The organism is Arthrobacter bambusae, assembly GCF_022606295.1.
GTDB lineage: Bacteria > Actinomycetota > Actinomycetes > Actinomycetales > Micrococcaceae > Arthrobacter > Arthrobacter bambusae_A.
Window position 1 is genome coordinate 192,691 of sequence record NZ_JAHHZS010000003.1, and the last position, 18,613, is coordinate 211,303.

At 64.6% G+C, this 18,613-nt stretch carries 19 protein-coding genes and 1 riboswitch; of the genes, 16 read left to right on the plus strand and 3 right to left on the minus strand.

Annotated elements, in window-relative coordinates; translation table 11 throughout:
- Positions 1-16 precede the first annotated feature (16 nt).
- On the plus strand, positions 17-1,240 hold the full coding sequence (gene ftsY / locus KNN17_RS03455) for a signal recognition particle-docking protein FtsY (RefSeq protein ID WP_241707491.1): 1,224 nt from the start codon (positions 17-19) through the stop codon (positions 1,238-1,240).
- Positions 1,241-1,307: 67 nt separating this feature from the next.
- Here the strand turns inward: ftsY and KNN17_RS03460 are convergent, their stop codons facing one another.
- Positions 1,308-2,552 (minus strand): MFS transporter, encoded by a 1,245-nt coding sequence (locus tag KNN17_RS03460; protein ID WP_241707492.1) that lies wholly within the window; start codon positions 2,550-2,552, stop codon positions 1,308-1,310.
- A gap of 223 nt (positions 2,553-2,775) precedes the next feature.
- Between KNN17_RS03460 and KNN17_RS03465 the strand changes: the two genes are divergently transcribed.
- Both KNN17_RS03465 and KNN17_RS03470 read left to right on the plus strand, forming a co-directional pair.
- Positions 2,776-4,116, plus strand: a complete 1,341-nt coding sequence (locus tag KNN17_RS03465; protein ID WP_078108602.1) for an ammonium transporter — start codon at positions 2,776-2,778, stop codon at positions 4,114-4,116.
- Positions 4,113-4,451 (plus strand): P-II family nitrogen regulator, encoded by a 339-nt coding sequence (locus tag KNN17_RS03470; protein WP_028264639.1) that lies wholly within the window; start codon positions 4,113-4,115, stop codon positions 4,449-4,451. Before KNN17_RS03465 ends, KNN17_RS03470 begins: the two co-directional genes overlap by 4 nt.
- Positions 4,452-4,538: 87 nt before the next feature.
- Here the strand turns inward: KNN17_RS03470 and KNN17_RS03475 are convergent, their stop codons facing one another.
- Positions 4,539-5,939: a glucose-6-phosphate dehydrogenase gene (locus tag KNN17_RS03475; protein ID WP_241707493.1), complete on the minus strand. Its 1,401-nt coding sequence runs from the start codon at positions 5,937-5,939 to the stop codon at positions 4,539-4,541.
- A gap of 151 nt (positions 5,940-6,090) precedes the next feature.
- Here KNN17_RS03475 and ffh point away from each other — a divergent pair, with 151 nt between their 5' ends.
- Both ffh and KNN17_RS03485 read left to right on the plus strand, forming a co-directional pair.
- Positions 6,091-7,659: a signal recognition particle protein gene (gene ffh / locus KNN17_RS03480; protein ID WP_241707494.1), complete on the plus strand. Its 1,569-nt coding sequence runs from the start codon at positions 6,091-6,093 to the stop codon at positions 7,657-7,659.
- Between the two features lie 103 nt (positions 7,660-7,762).
- Positions 7,763-8,512, plus strand: a complete 750-nt coding sequence (locus KNN17_RS03485) for an alpha/beta fold hydrolase (RefSeq protein ID WP_241707495.1) — start codon at positions 7,763-7,765, stop codon at positions 8,510-8,512.
- Between the two features lie 6 nt (positions 8,513-8,518).
- Here the strand turns inward: KNN17_RS03485 and thiC are convergent, their stop codons facing one another.
- Complete coding sequence (gene thiC / locus KNN17_RS03490; RefSeq protein ID WP_242598470.1) at positions 8,519-10,324, minus strand: phosphomethylpyrimidine synthase ThiC; 1,806 nt, start codon at positions 10,322-10,324, stop codon at positions 8,519-8,521.
- A riboswitch (TPP riboswitch) is annotated at positions 10,320-10,427 on the minus strand. (Overlaps the previous gene by 5 nt.)
- A gap of 93 nt (positions 10,428-10,520) precedes the next feature.
- Here thiC and KNN17_RS03495 point away from each other — a divergent pair.
- From KNN17_RS03495 to KNN17_RS03545, 11 genes are all read left to right on the plus strand, one after another.
- Positions 10,521-11,615, plus strand: a complete 1,095-nt coding sequence (locus tag KNN17_RS03495; protein WP_241707496.1) for an amidohydrolase family protein — start codon at positions 10,521-10,523, stop codon at positions 11,613-11,615.
- 78 nt (positions 11,616-11,693) lie between these two features.
- Positions 11,694-12,572, plus strand: coding sequence for a VOC family protein (locus KNN17_RS03500; protein WP_078108608.1), 879 nt, complete (start codon positions 11,694-11,696; stop codon positions 12,570-12,572).
- 70 nt (positions 12,573-12,642) lie between these two features.
- Entirely contained in the window at positions 12,643-13,086 is a 444-nt protein-coding gene (locus KNN17_RS03505; protein WP_241707497.1) for a hypothetical protein, read from the plus strand.
- 196 nt (positions 13,087-13,282) lie between these two features.
- Entirely contained in the window at positions 13,283-13,705 is a 423-nt protein-coding gene (gene rpsP, locus KNN17_RS03510; protein ID WP_059387673.1) for a 30S ribosomal protein S16, read from the plus strand.
- 1 nt (position 13,706) lies between these two features.
- Positions 13,707-13,949 carry an RNA-binding protein gene (locus KNN17_RS03515; protein ID WP_028267532.1) on the plus strand — a complete coding sequence of 81 codons (243 nt, stop codon included), beginning with the start codon at positions 13,707-13,709 and terminating at the stop codon, positions 13,947-13,949.
- A gap of 126 nt (positions 13,950-14,075) precedes the next feature.
- A complete protein-coding gene (rimM, locus tag KNN17_RS03520; RefSeq protein WP_241707498.1) occupies positions 14,076-14,639 on the plus strand; it encodes a ribosome maturation factor RimM in 564 nt (187 codons plus the stop codon).
- Positions 14,640-15,485, plus strand: coding sequence for a tRNA (guanosine(37)-N1)-methyltransferase TrmD (trmD, locus tag KNN17_RS03525; protein WP_241707499.1), 846 nt, complete (start codon positions 14,640-14,642; stop codon positions 15,483-15,485).
- 289 nt (positions 15,486-15,774) lie between these two features.
- Entirely contained in the window at positions 15,775-16,134 is a 360-nt protein-coding gene (gene rplS, locus KNN17_RS03530) for a 50S ribosomal protein L19 (protein ID WP_059387674.1), read from the plus strand.
- Between the two features lie 78 nt (positions 16,135-16,212).
- Complete coding sequence (lepB, locus tag KNN17_RS03535) at positions 16,213-16,890, plus strand: signal peptidase I (protein ID WP_241707500.1); 678 nt, start codon at positions 16,213-16,215, stop codon at positions 16,888-16,890.
- Complete coding sequence (lepB, locus tag KNN17_RS03540) at positions 16,891-17,838, plus strand: signal peptidase I (protein ID WP_241707501.1); 948 nt, start codon at positions 16,891-16,893, stop codon at positions 17,836-17,838. It abuts the gene before it with no gap.
- Positions 17,835-18,569, plus strand: coding sequence for a ribonuclease HII (locus KNN17_RS03545; RefSeq protein WP_241707502.1), 735 nt, complete (start codon positions 17,835-17,837; stop codon positions 18,567-18,569). Before lepB (KNN17_RS03540) ends, KNN17_RS03545 begins: the two co-directional genes overlap by 4 nt.
- Positions 18,570-18,613 lie beyond the last annotated feature (44 nt).

Here is an 18,613-nt window from a genome sequence, read left to right on the forward strand (position 1 = left end):
GTGAGAAGCTAGGGGAGTGAACGATCTCCTCCCCATTATTTTGTCCATTGTCGCTGCCATCGTGGTGGTCGGAGGGCTGATTCCTGTCCTGCTCAAGGCGCGGAAGTCCTCCTCGACTTACGCTGGAACGCGCGACGCCAACGACCCCGCTGACAAGGCGGCGGCAGGCGGCGGAACGATCGTCGACGACGCCCCCGGGGCCGCGCCGGACCGCACGGCGCCCGCTCCCGTCCTCGAACCTGCCGACCTTGCCGTACCAGGGACCGACGTTCCGGACGACGCAGCCGGCCTGGAGCTTATCCAGGTGGAGACCCCCGCGCCTGTCGAGGGCCGCCTCAACCGGCTTCGCGCGCGACTGGTCAAATCCAACAGCATTCTCGGCAAGGGTCTCCTGGCCCTGCTGTCGAGCGACAAGATCGACGAAAACGTCTGGGACGAAGTCGAAGAAACACTGCTCCTCGCCGACCTCGGCACCGAGCCCACCATGCAGCTGGTCGATGCCCTCCGTGCACGGGTCAAGGTCCAGGGCACACGCAGCCCGGAGGACGTCAAGGCCCTCCTGCGCGAGGAACTCATCAAGTTGGTGGACCCCACGATGGACCGCAGTTTGAACGTGGAACGCAAGGGAGCCCACCCGGCCATCATGATCGTCGTCGGCGTCAACGGGGTGGGCAAGACCACCACCGTCGGCAAGCTGGCGCGTGTTCTCGTGGCCGAAGACAAGGACGTCCTGCTGGGCGCAGCGGATACCTTCCGCGCCGCGGCCGCGGAGCAGCTCGCCACGTGGGGCCAGCGGGTCGGCGTCGCAACCGTCAGGTCGCACGTCGTCGGCGCGGACCCGGCCTCCGTCGCCTACGAAGCCGTCAAGTCCGGCATCGAGCAGGAAGTCGACGTCGTGATGATCGACACCGCCGGTCGCTTGCAGAACAAGGTCGGCCTCATGGACGAGCTCAGCAAGGTCAAGCGCGTCATCGAGAAGCTGGCCGAAGTGGACGAAGTCCTTCTGGTACTGGACGCGACCACCGGCCAGAACGGACTGAACCAGGCCAAGGTCTTTTCCGAGGTAGTCAACATCACGGGAATCGTGCTCACGAAGCTCGACGGCACCGCGAAGGGCGGGATCGTCGTCGCGATCCAACGGGCCCTCGGCGTTCCGGTCAAGCTGGTCGGCCTCGGCGAGGGCCCGGACGACCTCGCGCCCTTCGAGCCCGAAGCCTTCGTCGACGCGCTGCTCAACTAGCCGCCTCCAGCCCAACTAACTCGCAGTTGATGTCGTTTTCAGGCCTGAAAACGACATCAACTGCTAGTCAGTTGGGTGAGCCGACGGGTTCCGGGGCGCGGGGCATCGGCTCGCGGGCCACGGACCAGCCGACCGCGGCCAGCAGGAGGATGCCGCCGGTGGCGCCGAACGCCCAGCCGTAGCCAAGTCCGTCCGCCAGGAGGCCAACCAGGACGGGGCCCACGATAGCTCCGGCGTCCGAAGCCATCTGGAAGACCGCCAGCACCTTGCCACCGGATCGGCCACGACCGATGATGTCCCCGACGGCGGCCTGCTGGGCCGGGCTTAGCAAGCCGGAGCCGAAGGCGGCCGCGGCAGACGCCGCGAAGAACGCGGGAAGGTTGCCGGTCAACCCGATGGTGGCGGTGGCCAGACCGGTGACCACCAAGCCCAACAGCATCATGGGCTTGCGGCCGAAATTGTCGGCCATACGGCCCGAGAAAGTCAGCGCCAGGGCGTTTCCCCCCGCAAACACGGCCAGCGCCCAACCCGCGGAGGCCGATCCTCCGGCCAGCACGACCACCGCGAACAACGGCACCGTGGCCATGCGCACCCCGAGGGTAGCCCAGCCGTTGCCGAAACTGGAGAACAGAGCGGCCCGGTAGGCAGAATCGCCCAAGGCATCCTTCATGCGCATTGCCGGCCCCGCCGCACTGCCTTGCTTCGCTGCCCCTGAACTTCCCGTCAGCTGCGTGCGGACAACCAAAGCCGCCAGGACCAAGGCTGCCGCGTACGCGAGGAACGGTACGCGCAACCCGAACCCGGCCAGCAGTCCGCCGACCACCGGGCCCAGGACGCTGCCGATCAGGAAGGCCGAGGCATACGCGCCGGAGACCCGCCCGCGGCTTTCCGGAGGGGCGAGCCTGATCAACAGGCCCATGGCTGCAACCGTGAACATGACAGAACCGGCTCCGCCAAGTCCCCGGAAGACCAGCAGCTGCCAATAGCTCTGCGCGAAAGCGCACGCCGCCGTCGACGCCGCCACTATCAGCAACCCTGCGATGTACACAGGACGCTCGCCGAAGCGGCCCATCAGGGCGCCCCCGGCGGGAGCGAACACCAAACGCATGAAGGCGAAAATGCTGACGATCACCGCGGCTGCCGTTGCCCCGACGTCGAACGTGGTTGCGAACTGGGGAAGCACGGGCGCCACGAGTCCAAAACCCAGTGCAATCAGGAACGCCGCCGCCAACATCACCTTGATGTCCCGTGGCATTTCAGCCTTGGCGGCCCTCGCCCCTGGTTCGGCGGGGGATTCGGGGCTTGCGGTCATGGTGTCGGGGTCCTCTGGCTAGTCGGAACGCGGGGAAATGGAACTGACGAAACATATCCGTAACAAGGGTGATATGCACCATTTACGTTCGAGAAGTTCTTGTAACAGCCCTGCAATCTAAAACCTTCGCAGGTGAAACACTGCCCCGCAAAACTCTTATGTAGAACGCAAATGCGTTGGGACAGGCGGCTTAGCCCGCATCTAAAGCAGAGAGGACGCAGACATGGACTTCACCGCCGGTCTCGTTTGGCTCCTGGTCGCATCAGCATTCGTGCTGTTCATGACCCCGGGCCTGGCATTCTTCTATGGCGGCATGACCCGTGCCAAGGCCGCCCTGAACATGATGATGATGAGCTTCATCGCCATCGGCACAGTGACCCTCGTGTGGGTCCTCTGGGGCGCCTCGATGTCTACGAGCAACACGGACAACTTCTTCCAGATCTTCGCGAACCCGTTCAGCCACTTCGGCCTGCACAACTTCACCGATCCGGCAGACCTGCTCCACGTAGGGTACGCCGCAACCTTCGCGATCATCACTGTCGCCCTCATCTCCGGTGCCATCGCGGACCGCGCAAAGTTCTCGGCCTGGACGCTGTTCACCCCGATCTGGGCGACTCTCGTCTACGCCCCCTTGGCCTACATGGTCTGGGGCGGCGGTCTCTTCTCGGCAACCGGCTGGTTCGGCCAGACCTTCGCTCCCGTCATCGACTTCGCCGGCGGCACCGTGGTGCACATCAACGCCGGTGTGGCAGGCCTCATCCTCGTCCTGATCATCGGCAACCGCAAAGGCTTCGGCAAGGACCCGAACCACCGCCCCCACAACGTGCCCTTGGTCATGCTTGGCGCAGCCATCCTCTGGTTCGGCTGGTTTGGCTTCAACGCCGGTGCTGCGGCAACCGTGCAGCAGGCCGGACTGATCTGGATCAACACTCTCGTCGCGCCGGCAGCGGCCATGCTCGGCTGGCTTGTCGTGGAGCGCATCCGTGACGGCCACCCCACCTCGCTCGGCGCGGCTTCGGGCGTCGTCGCCGGCCTGGTTGCCATCACCCCGGCTTGTGCCAACGTTTCCCCGCTCGGCGCCATCGCCCTTGGTGTAGCAGCCGGTGTTGCTTCGGCCCTCGCGGTCGGCCTCAAGTTCAAGCTCGGCTACGACGACTCGCTCGACGTCGTCGGCGTGCACCTGGTGTCCGGCATCATCGGGACCGTGGCCATCGGCTTCCTCGCCACCCCCACCCAGGGTCCCGCGGGCCTTTTCTACGGCGGCGGGACCACCCAGTTGGTTGCGCAGTCCCTGGCGGCACTCTGCTCGATCGTCTTCACCGGCGTGATGACCTTCATCATCGCTTACCCGATCCACAAGCTCATGGGCTTCCGCATCTCCGAACGCCAGGAGATCGCCGGTGCAGACCTCAGCCTGCACGCCGAAACGGCATACGAGTTCGGCGTCGGCGGCCACGGCGGAAGCTTCCAGCCCCTTCACGACCTCATCACCGGAAAGTCCTCGGCCGAGCCCGAGGCAGCTGACGAAGCATCCGTATCAGGCAAGGAGAGTGTCCAGGCATGAAACTCATCACGGCGATCGTCCGCCCGGAGAAGCTCGACGCCATCCGCGAGGGGCTCGAAGCATACGGGGTACAGGGACTGACGGTCAGCGCGGCCAGCGGCTACGGCCGGCAGCGCGGTTACACAGAGGTGTACCGCGGAGCCGAGTACAACGTGGACCTGCTTCCCAAGATCCGCGTGGAGGTCCTGGCCACGGATGAGCAGGCAGACGACATCCTCGATGTGCTGATTGCTTCCTCCAACACGGGCCGTGCCGGCGACGGCAAGGTCTGGACAGTGGACGTCTATGAAGCAGTCCGTGTCCGCACGGGCGAGCGGGGCGCAGCGGCCATCTAAGGCACCAACGCAGAAGAGGGGCCGGGTACCTGGAAAGGTACCCGGCCCCACTTGCGTGTCCGCTTCCGCAGGAGCGCGGCCGCCTGCTTAGCCCCCGACGGCGGTGGGCCAGTCCGCGGGACCGGGGCCGCCGGCCTCGTACTCTTCGAGCGGAACGGAATCCCTGGCCCAGGCCTTGATCACGGGCTCGATGATCCGCCAGCAGTCGACGGCGGTGTCGCCGCGGACCGAGAGCAGGGGATCGTCGGTAATGACACCCTCCAGCACTTCTCCGTAGGGCAGCAGATCGGACGCATTCAGTTCCGTATTGAGCGTCACGCGATTGAGCATGAAGATGTTTCCGGGACCGTTGACATCGACGTCGAGCTGCAGGGTGTCAGGACCGAAACCGATGCGCAGCTGGTTGGGGGAGTCCACGCCCTCGAATCCGGTCGGCAGGTGGGGGACGGGCCGGAAGGTGATGATCGCCTCTTTCCGGGCGGCACCCAACGCCTTTCCGGAGCGCAGGATGAAGGGGACGCCCTTCCAGCGCCAAGTGTCGATGCCCACTTCGACCTCCGCGAGCGTCTCCGTTTCCCGGGCAGGGTCCACGCCGTCCTCTGCTGCATAGTCCGGCACGTCCCGGTCACCGATCCGGCCGGCGGTGTAGCGCGCCCGTCGGGTGGACTTCTTGTACGGCGCGGCGATGCTGCTCGCACGCAGTACCGTCGAAATCGCGTCGCGGAGATCGCGCTCCCCGATGCTGGAAGGGGCATCGATGGCCAGCAGCGCCATGATGTGGAGCAAGTGGCTCTGGATCATATCCTTGAGGGCGCCTGCTCCGTCGTAGTAGCGAGCACGCCCTTCGAGGGCGAGGTCTTCGTCGAAGACGATCTCCACCTTCTCGATGTGTTCCCGGTTCCACACCGGCTCCAGGAACCTGTTGGCGAAGCGCAGGCCGAGGATGTTGAACACAGTGGCCTTGCCCAGGAAGTGGTCAACGCGGTGGATGTGGTCTTCCGGGACCAAGGCGGAGAGGGTCTTGTTGAGTTCCCGGGCGGATTCCGAACTGGATCCGAAGGGTTTCTCCATCACCAGGCTTGTTCCCGCGGGAAGCTCTTGGGCGGTGAGGACCTCACAGGCCTTCTGGCTGATGTGCGGTGGCAACGCGAAATAGACGGCGATTGGCGCTTCGAGCCCGGCCAGGAGCGTCGCGAGCTGGCCGTCCGCCGTGACATCCACTTGATGGTATTCGGTATTTTTCTCCAGGGCGGCGATTGCCTTCTTGCCTGCGGCACTTGCACCCTTGGCGGCATCTTCGAAGGCTCCGCCCACGCGTTTGGTCCACTGTTGGGACGTCCACGGGTCGGAACCGGCTCCGACAAGCTTCAGGCCGTCCGCGAGTCCGCTGGCCACGAGCCGGGCAAGGCCCGGTAACAGCAATCGGCCCGTCAGATCTCCGGAGGCGCCTAGGATGAGCAACGTATTTACTGTTGTTTTGCTGGTCACTGTGCCAGCATGCCATCTTGCGGGCGCGTCTTGGTACCCTAGATAGTCGAGTCCCTCAGTTGAGTCAGATTTGTTTGGGGCAGGAATCGTCAAGATATTGGTGCGTCGGAACGGCCGCCATTCGTAGACCATTGAAAGAAGTGCACGGCGCGTGTTCAATTCACTCTCTGACCGGTTGACAGCAACCTTCAAGAATCTCCGTGGCAAGGGCCGCCTCACCGAGGCCGACGTCGATGCCACCGTCCGGGAGATCCGGCGTGCCCTCTTGGACGCCGACGTTGCCGTGCCCGTAGTCCGCGAGTTCACAGCCCGCATCCGCGAACGCGCCCTGGGCGCGGAGGTGTCCGCTGCGCTGAACCCGAGCCAGCAGATCGTGAAGATCGTCAACGAGGAACTCCAGGAGATCCTCGGCGGCGAGACCCGTCGTATCCGCTTGGCGAAGACCGGGCCCACCATCATCATGCTCGCCGGCTTGCAGGGTGCTGGTAAGACCACCCTCGCCGGCAAGCTTGCCAAGTGGCTCAAGGCCCAAGGCCACAGCCCCGTACTCGTTGCTGCCGATCTCCAGCGTCCCAACGCCGTGACGCAGCTCCAGATCGTCGGTGAACGCGCCGGCGTTCCTGTCTTCGCGCCGCACCCCGGGACCACCTCGGATCTGGACGTTCCCACCGGCGATCCGGTCGCCGTCGCACGCGCCGGCGTCGACGAAGCCCGCCAGAAGCTGCACGACGTCGTGATCGTCGACACCGCGGGACGCCTCGGCGTCGACGCGGAAATGATGGACCAGGCGCGCCGCATCCGCCAGGCGATCATCCCGAACGAAGTGCTGTTCGTGATCGACTCCATGATCGGCCAGGACGCCGTCAACACGGCGGTTGCCTTCGATGAGGGCGTCAACTTCACGGGTGTCGTGCTGTCGAAGCTCGACGGCGACGCCCGCGGCGGTGCCGCTCTCTCGGTCGCGTCCGTCACCGGAAAGCCGGTCATGTTCGCGTCCACCGGCGAAGGCCTGGACGACTTCGAACTGTTCCACCCGGACCGCATGGCTTCCCGCATCCTCGATATGGGTGACGTTCTTACCCTGATCGAGCAGGCCGAGAAGAACTGGGACAAGGACGAGGCTGCCCGGATGGCGAAGAAGTTCGCCGACCAGGAAGACTTCACGCTGGACGACTTCCTCGCCCAGATGCAGCAGATCCGCAACATGGGCTCCATGAAGAAAATGCTCATGATGATGCCGGGTGCGCAGAACATCCGCCAGCAGCTGGAGCAGTTCGATGAGCGGGAAATCGATCGCGTGGAGGCCATTGTCCGCTCCATGACCCCGCACGAGCGCTTGGCTCCGAAGATCATCAACGGTTCCCGCCGCGCCCGCATCGCCCGTGGTTCCGGTGTGCACGTCTCCGAGGTCAACGGCCTCCTGGAGCGTTTCGCCCAGGCCCAGAAGATGATGAAGAAGCTGGCCCAGGGCGGCGGCATGCCAGGGATGCCCGGCATACCCGGCCTCGGTGGCGGTTCCCGCAAGGCGAGCAAGAACGCGCCCAAGAAGAAGGCCCGTTCCGGAAACCCCGCCAAGGCTGCCCAGGAACTGCGCGACGCCGAGAACAAGCGGGCGAAGGCCGTTCGCACCGGCGCGGCATTCGGTCAGCCTTCCGGCGACTTCGACCCCTCGCAGCTCAACCTGCCCAAGGGCTTCGACAAGTTCCTCGGCGGCAAGTAGCCGTCCCACCCAACTGACTGGCAATACATGTCGTTTTGAGGGCTCGGAACGACAACAAATGCCAGTTAGTTGGGTTGTCGGCCCCGTGCCATAGGCTGGGGGAATGCAAAAGCAGCGCGTTGTGTTCATCCATGGAGCAGGCACATTCGGCGCTGCCGCGTGGCCGAAACAACATGGCATGGCGCTGCAGTACGATGCGCTCTTCCTGAAACGCCACGGCTTCGATGCGCAGGCCGAGCCTTTGGAATCCGACGTTGCCGCCGATGTGGACATCATCCTCGAGTGCCTTGGAGCGCGGGAGGCCGCGTCAGCCCCCGGGCCGGCGCGTGGCGGCCACGTCGTGGCGCATTCCCAGGGCGCGATTTCCGCGATGTTGGCCGCAGTGGAACGGCCGGACCTGGTCCGGTCGCTCGTGCTCGTGGAACCGGCTTGTCTCTCATTGACGGCCGAATTGCCGGCCACTGCGGCTTACCGGGCACTCATGGAGCCGTTGTTCCGGGTCCGGCACGAACTCAGCGATGACGATTACCAGCGCGAATTCGTCCGCCGCGCGTTTTCCTCGGAGGCAGCGGTTCTCAGCACACCCGAGGCCCGGCGTACCGCCCGGCGGCTGCGGCTCCAGGCAGCGCCGTGGGAAGCGCCCCTGCACATCGTGCCGGGAGTCCCCACGCTTGTCCTGACCGGTGGTTGGGAGCCCCTGTACGAAGAGATCGCCGGCTACTTGCAGGAAACCGGCGCCCTCCACCGCGTTGCGGCTGGAGGACACCGGCCTCATGATTCAGTTGAAGGAGACCGGATGATCCGGTCCTTCATCGCGGATGTCAGCCGCGCCGGATCAGCGCAGGCTTCCTGACGTCACTCAACGTTTTCCTGCGGGAACCTCGAGCTCGGGCAAGTAGACCTTGCCGCCGGATGCCAGGAATTCCTCGCTCTTTTCCCGCATACCGCTGTACATCTCCGCGATGGCCGCCTGGGAATCCGCCGAGCCGTATTCGTCGCGGATGTCCTGGCTGATGCGCATGGAGCAGAATTTCGGTCCGCACATGGAGCAGAAATGCGCCGTCTTGGCCGGTTCCGCCGGGAGAGTCTCGTCGTGGAACGATTCGGCCGTGACCGGATCCAATGACAGCGCAAACTGGTCACGCCAGCGGAACTCGAAGCGGGCCTTGGACAGGGCATCGTCGCGTTCATGGGCGCCGGGGTGTCCCTTCGCAAGGTCAGCGGCGTGGGCGGCGATTTTGTACGTGATCACGCCGGTCTTGACGTCGTCCTTGTTCGGCAGGCCCAGGTGTTCCTTCGGGGTGACGTAGCAGAGCATCGCGGTTCCGTAGCGCGCGATCTCCGTGGCGCCGATGGCCGAGGTGATGTGGTCGTAGCCCGGGGCAACGTCGGTCACGAGCGGGCCGAGGGTGTAGAACGGTGCGCCGTCGCACAACTCCTGCTGCCGCTCGACGTTCTCGCGGACGAGGTGGAACGGGATGTGGCCGGGGCCTTCCACCATGACCTGCACGTCGTACTTCCACGCCCGCTTCGTGAGCTCTGCGAGCGTGTCGAGCTCGGCGAACTGCGCGGCGTCGTTGGCGTCCGCCGTCGCTCCCGGACGCAAGCCGTCGCCGAGCGAGAACGCGACATCGTACTTGGCAAAGATTTCGCAGAGTTCGTCGAAATGCGTGTAGAGGAAGTTTTCCTCGTGGTGCGCCAGGCACCAGCCCGCCATGATGGAACCGCCGCGGGAAACGATGCCAGTCACGCGGTTCGCCGTCAGCGGCACGTAGCGCAGCAACACGCCGGCGTGGATGGTCATGTAGTCGACGCCCTGCTCGCACTGTTCGATGACGGTGTCGCGGAAGATCTCCCAGGTGAGCTTGTTGGCTTCACCATTGACCTTCTCAAGGGCCTGGTAAATCGGCACGGTGCCGATCGGCACAGGGGAGTTGCGGATGATCCATTCGCGGGTGGTGTGGATGTCGTCGCCCGTGGACAGGTCCATGACGGTGTCGGCGCCCCATTGGGTGGCCCACTGCAACTTGTCCACTTCTTCGGCGATGGAGCTGGTGACGGCCGAGTTGCCGATGTTGGCATTGATCTTCACCAGGAACGCCTTGCCGATGATCATCGGTTCGGATTCGGGGTGGTTGATGTTGTTGGGGATGATGGCCCGGCCGGCGGCGACTTCACTGCGGACCAGTTCCACATCGCAGTTCTCGCGAAGCGCGACGAACTGCATTTCGGGCGTCACGATGCCCTGTTTGGCGTAATGCATCTGCGTGACGGTCTTGCCCTCGACGGCGCGGCGGGGCACCGGCTGTGCGCCCTTCCACTCCGCGGAGGCGGCGCCGCGGCGCACGGCCGACTTGCCGTCGTCGAGCAGGTTCCGTTCGCGGCCGCTGTAGGCCTCGGTGTCGCCGCGGGCTTCGATCCACTCGCTGCGGAACGGCTCGAGGCCAACCACGGGATCACTTCCTGGCCCGGCGGTGCGGTACACCTGGAAAGGCGCGTTGGCCTCGCCGTTGGGGGATGGCTCCAGGGCGATTTCCGTGACCGGAACCCGGATTCCCGTCTCAGTGTCTTCCAGGAACACGAGGGAATGCGACTTGAGGGACTGGGTCACTTCTTGAGCCGATTCGTTTTGGGTAGGGCTCAGCTGTGTTTCTTTGGTGCTCAAAGGATTACTCACTTCCTTCGCCGGCATTACCCGGACAGGTTCAACGGTCGCAGGCTGCGTCAGCCCGATCTCAGCCCTTGCAAGGGCCCCCGTGTGGTCGTAGACGAAGCTACCACAGCGGGGAGTCCTTGAGACAGATGTGACCAAGGACAGACGTCACAGCCCCGGCGACGGCGCCTGAGTCTAGGGTGGATTCATGGCGGAAATCATCGAATTCAGCGGCACCGTCCTCAGCGGGCCGGAAGAGGATCTGCGCGGCCTCTGGTCGGTCGACGGACGGCTGACCTTTGTCCGACCCCTCGCGAAGCCGGACGTCGTGCTGGACGGATGGGTGCTGCCCGGCTTGGTCGACGCGCATTGCCATGTTGGCTTGGGCAAGGGCGGAGCCGTCGACGAGGAGACTGCCCGCTTGCAGGCGACTGCGGACCGGAATGCCGGGACTCTCTTGATCCGCGACGCCGGTTCCGCGAGCGACACGCGCTGGCTGCAGCGCCGGACGGACATGCCGAGGATCATCCGGGCAGGCAGGCACATCGCGAGGCATCGGCGGTACCTTCCCGGCCTGGCCGAGGAAGTCGAACCGGAGGATCTGGTGGAGGCGGTGCGCAAGCAGGCACGGTCCGGAGACGGCTGGGTCAAGATCGTCGGGGACTGGATCGACCGCTCCGCCGGGGATCTCGGCCCGTCTTTTCCGGCGGCCATCGTCAAGGACGCCGTCGCGGCGGCGCACGACGAGGGGGCCCGGGTGACCGCCCATTGCTTCGCCGAAGGGACGATCGACGACATGCTCGACGCCGGCATCGACTGCATCGAGCACGCGACTGGTCTCCTCCCGCACCATATTCCCCGGCTGCTGGACCAAGGCGTACCGATCGTCCCCACCCTCATCAACATTGCGACGTTCCCGGACATCGCGAAGCAGGCGGAAGCTAAGTTCCCCCGTTACGCCGCCCACATGATCGCGCTCTGGGAGCGTCGGCATGAGCGGGTCCTCGAGGCGTTCGACGCCGGAGTGCGGGTATATGCCGGAACCGACGCCGGCAGCGTCATCAAGCACGGCCGGATCGGCGAGGAGATCCTGGAACTGCACCAGGCGGGCCTGCCGACGGCCGCCGCGCTCGACGCCGCCTGCTGGTCCGCCCGCGAGTGGCTGGGTGCCGAAGGCATCAGCGAAGGCGCCAGTGCCGACGTCGTGCTCTACGCAAACGATCCCCGCGCGTCCCTTGAAGCGGTGCTGAAGCCGCAATGCACCGTGTTGCGGGGACACCTTTCCGGAAGTGCCGGGCATTAGGAATAAATTGAAGCTTCAAGTAATTTAGATGTATAGAGGTTGCCGAAGGGCGGCGCCGCAAAAAGCCGGGAGTTACACATGACCATCACCTCCAGCCAGGATCTCCTTCCTGCCGAACTCACCATGGGCACCGTCATGCTCAAAGTGGGGGACATGAAGCTCATGGGCGACTACTACCAACGGGCGCTCGGCCTGGACATCGTCGCCGAGCAAGACGGCGGACTCTACTTCGGCCGGCTCGGCAAGCCGTTGGTGCACCTCGCTCCCGCCTCCGGGCTCCAGATCCCGGGCCGCGGAGAGGCCGGACTCTTCCACACGGCTCTGCTCTTCGCGGACCAGTCCTCGCTCGCCGCAACTGTTGCCTCCGCAGCGCAGTACGAGCCCCACGCTTTTGTCGGCAGCGCAGACCACCTGGTCAGCGAGGCCTTCTACTTCACCGACCCCGAGGGCAACGGAATCGAGCTCTACTACGACAAGCCCCGCGAGGGGTGGGAGTGGAACGGCGGTTCGGTCGTCATGGACAGCCTGCCGCTCCCGCCGCAGCGCTACCTCCAGCAGTACCTGAGCGAAACGGCGGTGGCCGGCCAGCATGAGGCGGGCGCCGGCGTCGGGCATGTCCACCTCCAAGTGGGGGACGTCAAGACCGCCCATGACTTCTACGTCGACACCTTGGGCTTCGAGCAGACGGCCGGCTGGCACGGGCAGGCACTGTTCGTCTCCGCCGGGGGCTACCACCACCACATGGCCATGAACGTCTGGAACAGCCGCGGCGCAGGTCCGCGCAAGGACACGCTCGGTCTCGGCGAGGTGGTCATTGAAGTGCCGTCAGGCGACGACGTCGGCGCGCTCGCCGACCGCCTCAAGGTTGCCGGCATCGCCTCCCACCACACCGGCCAGGAGCTGCGCTTCGAGGACCCGTGGCGCAACCGGCTGCGCGTCGCCGTCCGCTACGCTTGATCCGACGGTGTGGCGCATTTCGGCCGCCGCGCCGCAGCTCCGTCGCCACGAATGAATGAGAGTAGTTTCCATGGGCTTTGCTGAAATCTTTGTTGCCACCCACGATGAAGCACTCAAGAGGGCCGCTGCCCTGGAGAAGGGCAGTGACGTATCCGGCGCCGCGGTCCGGATCCCCGGAATCAGCGATTTCGAAGTAGAACAACTTGGCGACCTCGCTGGCACGGCCGTGCATGCGGCTGGCGCCGACTATGAGCTCGCTTTGGTGGACGTCGCCAGTGACGCCTTGCTCGGCGTCCCCGAAGCCATGGTGCGGGCCCTGTCCGAGCTGCTCAGCTACGAGACCGAGGGAGAAGGAAGCATCCTCGACGAGGTCGCCGAACGCTGGGCGGCCCAAGAGGACATGCCCTTCGATGCCCAACAGTCCCGGCTGTACGTCCAGCAGTTGGCGGCGCTCGCGAGCGACGTCGAAAAGGCCGAACGTGCCGGCCTCTACGTCTGGTCCGCCGAGCAGTAGAGCCGCGTTAAACCCGCCGCACGGACCGCGCGTTCGAAATACTGTCTGCCATCTGGCACAATGGACAGGTACTCGATCTGCGCGGCCCCTCTCTCCGTGTGTGCATCTTGTCCTTTGGAACCCTCAAGTATGGCCCGCCCCACGGGTGCAGAACGACGGGCTCAACCCCGTTTCAGAAACAGGAGTGACCACAAAAGTGGCCGTAAAGATTCGCCTTAAGCGCTTCGGTAAGATGCGCGCACCGTACTACCGCATCGTCGTCATGGACTCCCGCGCCAAGCGCGATGGCCGTGCGATTGAAGAAATCGGCAAGTACCACCCCACCGAAGAGCCCTCGTACATCGAGGTTGTCTCCGAGCGTGCACAGTACTGGCTGTCCGTCGGCGCCCAGCCGACCGAGCAGGTCGCTGCGATCCTCAAGATCACCGGTGACTGGCAGAAGTTCAAGGGCCTCCCGGGCCAGGAAGGCACGCTGAAGACCAAGGTCGCCAAGCCTGCTTTCGTTGCACCGGAGAAGGGTTCCGTCATCATCCCGGAAGCCATCACCAAGAAGGCCAAGCAGTCGGAAGCAACTGAAGCTCCCGCTGACGCTGAAGCAGAGACCACCGAGGCTGAGTAAATTGCTGGCAGAAGCGCTCGAGCACTTGGTCCGCGGGATCGTTGACAGCCCTGAGGACGTCAAGGTCAGTGCCAAGAACAACCGCCGCGGGGAATCCCTCGAGGTGCGTGTTCACCAGGATGACCTCGGACGGGTGATCGGTCGCCAGGGTCGCACCGCACGCGCTTTGCGCACCGTGATTGCGGCACTGGCAGGCGGCGAGCAGGTCAGGGTCGACGTCGTCGACACCGACCGCCGCCGGTAACGCGCTCAGCAATACTTGTCTTAGATCCGGCCCCTTCACCAGATTATGGTGGAGGGGCCGGCTTGTTTTACGAGCAAATCCCCAGTCCTGGTCCACGTCGGCCCAGCGAAGAAACCAGAGGAACACATGCAGCTCCAGGTCGCCCGAATCGGCAAGCCCCACGGAATCCGCGGCGAAGTCACCGTCCAGGTGCTCACTGACGCCCCCGGCGATCGTTTCGTCCCTGGGACCGAATTCGTGGTGGAGCCCGCAAAGGCCGGTCCCTTGACCATCATCAGCGCCCGGTGGAACAAGGACATCCTGTTGCTCGGTTTCGAAGAGATCTCCACGCGCAACCAGGCGGAGGAAATCCGCGGCGCGAAGCTGTTCATCGAGACGGAAGAGCTGGAAGAGGACGACGACGAAGGCTGGTACGAGCATGAGCTCGTCGGCCTTGAGGTGCGGGTCGGCTCGCAGGCCGTAGGCAAAGTGACCGCACTCAACACCATGCCGGTCCAGGACCTGCTGGTCATTGAAGACGCGGACGGCAAGGAAATCCTGGTGCCTTTCGTCGAGGAAATCGTGCCCGAGGTCAACATCGAGGACGGCTACGTGTTGCTCACCCCGCCGCCGGGCCTCTTCGAACTGAATACCGAAGCTTCCGCCGGCGACGCGGAAGAGGACGATGCCGACACCAAGGATGACGCGTAGATGCGCATCGATGTCGTCAGCATCTTCCCCGAGTACCTGGCGCCGCTCGAGCTTTCCCTCATAGGCAAGGCCCGTCAGGATGGGCTCTTGGAGCTCAATGTCCATGACTTGAGGACTTTCACCACGGACAAGCATCGCACGGTGGATGACACTCCGTATGGTGGCGGCGCGGGCATGGTCATGAAGCCCGAGCCCTGGGCCCAGGCCCTGGAATCCATCGCCGACGCGCGAAGTGCCGAGGCCGGAACTGCCGCAACTGAGCCCTCATCGGACGTGCCGAAGAAAAAGCCGGTCCTGATCGTCCCGTCGCCCGCGGGGGAGCGCTTCAACCAGGCCCTCGCCTATGAGCTTGCCGAGGAAGATCAGCTCGTTTTCGCCTGCGGCCGCTATGAAGGCATTGACGAGCGCGTCATGGAATGGGCGGCAGGGCACTTCACCGTCCGTCCGGTCAGCTTGGGCGACTATGTCCTCAACGGCGGGGAGGTGGCAGTCCTGGCCATGGTCGAGGCCATCGGACGATTGCTTCCGGGTGTCGTCGGCAATCCCGAATCGTTGGTGGAGGAATCCCATTCGGACGGCTTGCTCGAGTACCCCGTCTACACGAAGCCCTCGTCCTGGCGCGATCGTGACGTGCCTGCCGTCCTTTTGAGCGGCAACCACGGCAGGATTGCACAGTGGCGACGCCACGAACAATTCCGCCGCACGGCGGAACGCCGCCCGGACCTCCTCGCAGAGTTCGACGCCGGCCGCCTGACGCGCGCGGACCGCACGGCTTTCGGCGAACTCGGGTACGACGTCGTCGACGGCCGGCTGCGACGCCGCCCGGACAGTGAACTCCCGGCCTGAGCCTCCCGCCGTCGGGCAGCCTCATCCGCCAGCCTTCCGCGGGAACCGGGCCGCATTCGCGGGATTGGCCGGAACTCCCGCGGTGTGGCAGAATTAACCCTTGTGTCTACTGGGTTCGCACCTGCCACAGGGGGAGCGTCACCAACAGCCTGACAACCCGGAACCGCCAATCAGTGGTGGTACCGGACTTTGAAAATCTTCGGCGGTAATTTCCGGACGGTATTGCGCCCCGGGCTTGACCGCCGTGACCCAAAGTGGATGACCTGTGGCGTTCACCAGGAGTGGATTAATGCATATCCTCGATAGCGTAGATGCAGCTTCGCTGCGTAACGATGTTCCCGAGTTCCGCGCGGGTGACACCATCAAGGTTCACGTGAACATCATCGAAGGCAAGAACTCCCGTGTCCAGGTCTTCCAGGGCTTCGTCCTGGGCCGCCAGGGTGACGGCGTTCGCGAAACCTTCACGGTCCGCAAGGTTTCCTTCGGTGTCGGCGTGGAGCGTACCTTCCCGGTTCACTCCCCGATCATCGAGAAGATCGAGGTCGTCACCAAGGGTGACGTCCGCCGCGCCAAGCTCTACTACATGCGCGCACTGCGCGGCAAGGCTGCGAAGATCAAGGAAAAGCGCGACTTCGCCACCGGCAAGTAGGTCTTTCGACCAACAGCGGGTCCTGGATTCGTGTCCGGCCTGCGCCGGAGAAATCCGCAACGCAACAGGAAACGAATCATGGACCACGCAAAACGCCAGCCCCGGAAACAGGGCTGGCGTTTTGTTTTGCTCGCATTTGTCCTTGCCGTGGCTATCAGCGGGCTTGTCCGGTCTTTGTGGCTCGACGTCTACTTCATCCCCTCCGAGTCCATGGAGCCGATCCTGGGCACCGGAGACCGCATCCTTGTGTCCCGGACCGATTTCGGCGCGGACCCTATCCGCCGTGGAGACATCGTGGTCTTCGACGGCAGGGGAACCTTTGCCCCGCTGAACAGCGGCAAAGGAGCGTTTGCCGACGCCGTGGCCGCCACGGGCCATTGGCTGGGCCTGACGGGAAGCGACACGACCTACGTCAAACGTGTCATCGGGCTCCCCGGAGACCACGTTGTTTGTTGTGGCGCCGATGGCAAACTCACAGTCAATGGTCAGCCGCTTGAGGAACCCTATCTGTATCCCGGCGACACGCCGAGCGAGCAGAGATTCGATGTCATAGTCCCCAGTGACCGATTGTGGCTCATGGGAGACCATCGTTCACGGTCGGCCGATTCGCGTGGCCTGCTGGGCGCACCCGGCGGAGGGATGGTGCCGCTGGAGCGTGTCATCGGGCGTCCGGTCCGGATTGTCTGGCCGCTTGATAGATTTGCAGAACTGCCTCGCCCTGCGCAGGCTGGTACAACCTCGAAGAACGGACAATAGATGCCCGAGACAACTCCCGGGAAGCCGGAACGGCACGACGACGACGCCCGGCTCCTTGACGGATCGTCCGCTTCCGCGATGGATCTTGCAGCCGACGACGCCGATCCGGCGGCGGACAGGGCGACTGGCTCGAGCGCGGCCGCTTCCGAGGAGCAGGAGTCTCCGCGCCGCGCTGCGCGACGGGGTTCGCGATCGGACACGGGCGATAGCGATCAGCCTGAAACCGCCGGCAAAAGCCACGGCAGTCCGTTCCTCGGCTGGCTCAGGGAAATCGGCACCGTGGTGGTCATCGCCATCGTGTTGTCCTTCCTCATCAAGACTTTCCTGTTCCGGGCCTTCTTCATTCCTTCCGAGTCCATGGTCAACACCCTTGACGTGGACGATCGGATCTTCGTAAATCTGCTGGTCCCGCAACCTTTCGCGCTGCAGCGCGGCGACATCGTGGTCTTCAAGGACACGCAGGGATGGCTACCGCCCACGCAGAAGGCAGCGCCCGGGCCATTCAAGTGGCTCCAGGACGGACTCGTCTTCGTCGGGCTGCTCCCTGACGAGACAAACCAACACCTCGTCAAACGCGTGATCGGCCTGCCGGGGGACAGGGTCTCCTGCTGCGACAGTTCCGCCCGCGTCAGCGTCAACGGCACGGTCCTCAACGAGAGCTACATCAATCCTGCCCAGGTTCCGCTGGCCAAGCCTTTCGATGTGGTGGTCCCTGCGGGCAAAATTTGGGTTATGGGCGACAACCGCAACAACTCGGCCGACTCCCGCGAACACCAATCAGTCAACGGCGGTTTCATCGACATCTCCGACGTCGAGGGCCAAGCGACGGTCATTGCGTGGCCCATCAACCGTTGGCAGATCCTTGACAACCACTCCGATGTCTTCCGCAACGTCCCTGCGCCGTCTCCCCAGAACACGGCTTCACCTACGGCTCCAGCGGGCAAATGATGGTTCCGGCGGGAGCGGGAACTCCGGTTCGAACGCCGCGGAAACCCGCCGCTCGGACCAAGCACGCTCCTGAATTTCCGACCCTGGATGTCGAACGGGGTTTCCTGGCTCCGGGGGTCACCCTTCTGGCGGGCGTCGATGAAGTAGGCCGTGGAGCCCTTGCCGGGCCGGTGTCGGTGGGGATCGCCGTCGTCGACCTCGCGGACCACGGCTTGCTCGCCGGTGTCCGCGACAGCAAGCTCCTCAAACCGGAGGACCGCGAGCGGTTGGAACCGCTGGTACGCGAATGGGCGGTTGGTTCCGCGGTGGGCCACGCAAGTTCGGCGGAAATCGACGCGCTGGGAATTGTGGGCGCCCTGCGCCTTGCCGGCACACGCGCCTGGTTCGAGATTCTCGCGTCGGGTGTGCACCCGGACCTCGTCCTGCTTGATGGGAGCCACAACTGGCTATCGCCACAGAGCCAAGCTTCGTTGTTTGACGCGGAGCCCTCCGGACCCGCTTGCGAGGCGCCGGTCCACACCCGGGTGAAGGCGGACATGACCTGCCTCAGCGTCGCCGCCGCCAGTGTGCTTGCCAAGGTAGCGCGCGACCACATCATGCTTGGGCTGCACGAGGAATATCCGGCGTTCGGCTGGAACGAGAACAAGGGCTACGCCACGTCGTTCCACCGGGATGCGCTCAGATCATTGGGTCCTACGCCTTACCACCGGACCAGCTGGAACTTGCTCTAGCCCCCGCTTTTCCGCGTCCTTCACGGGGTCGGCCGGGCCGTGGC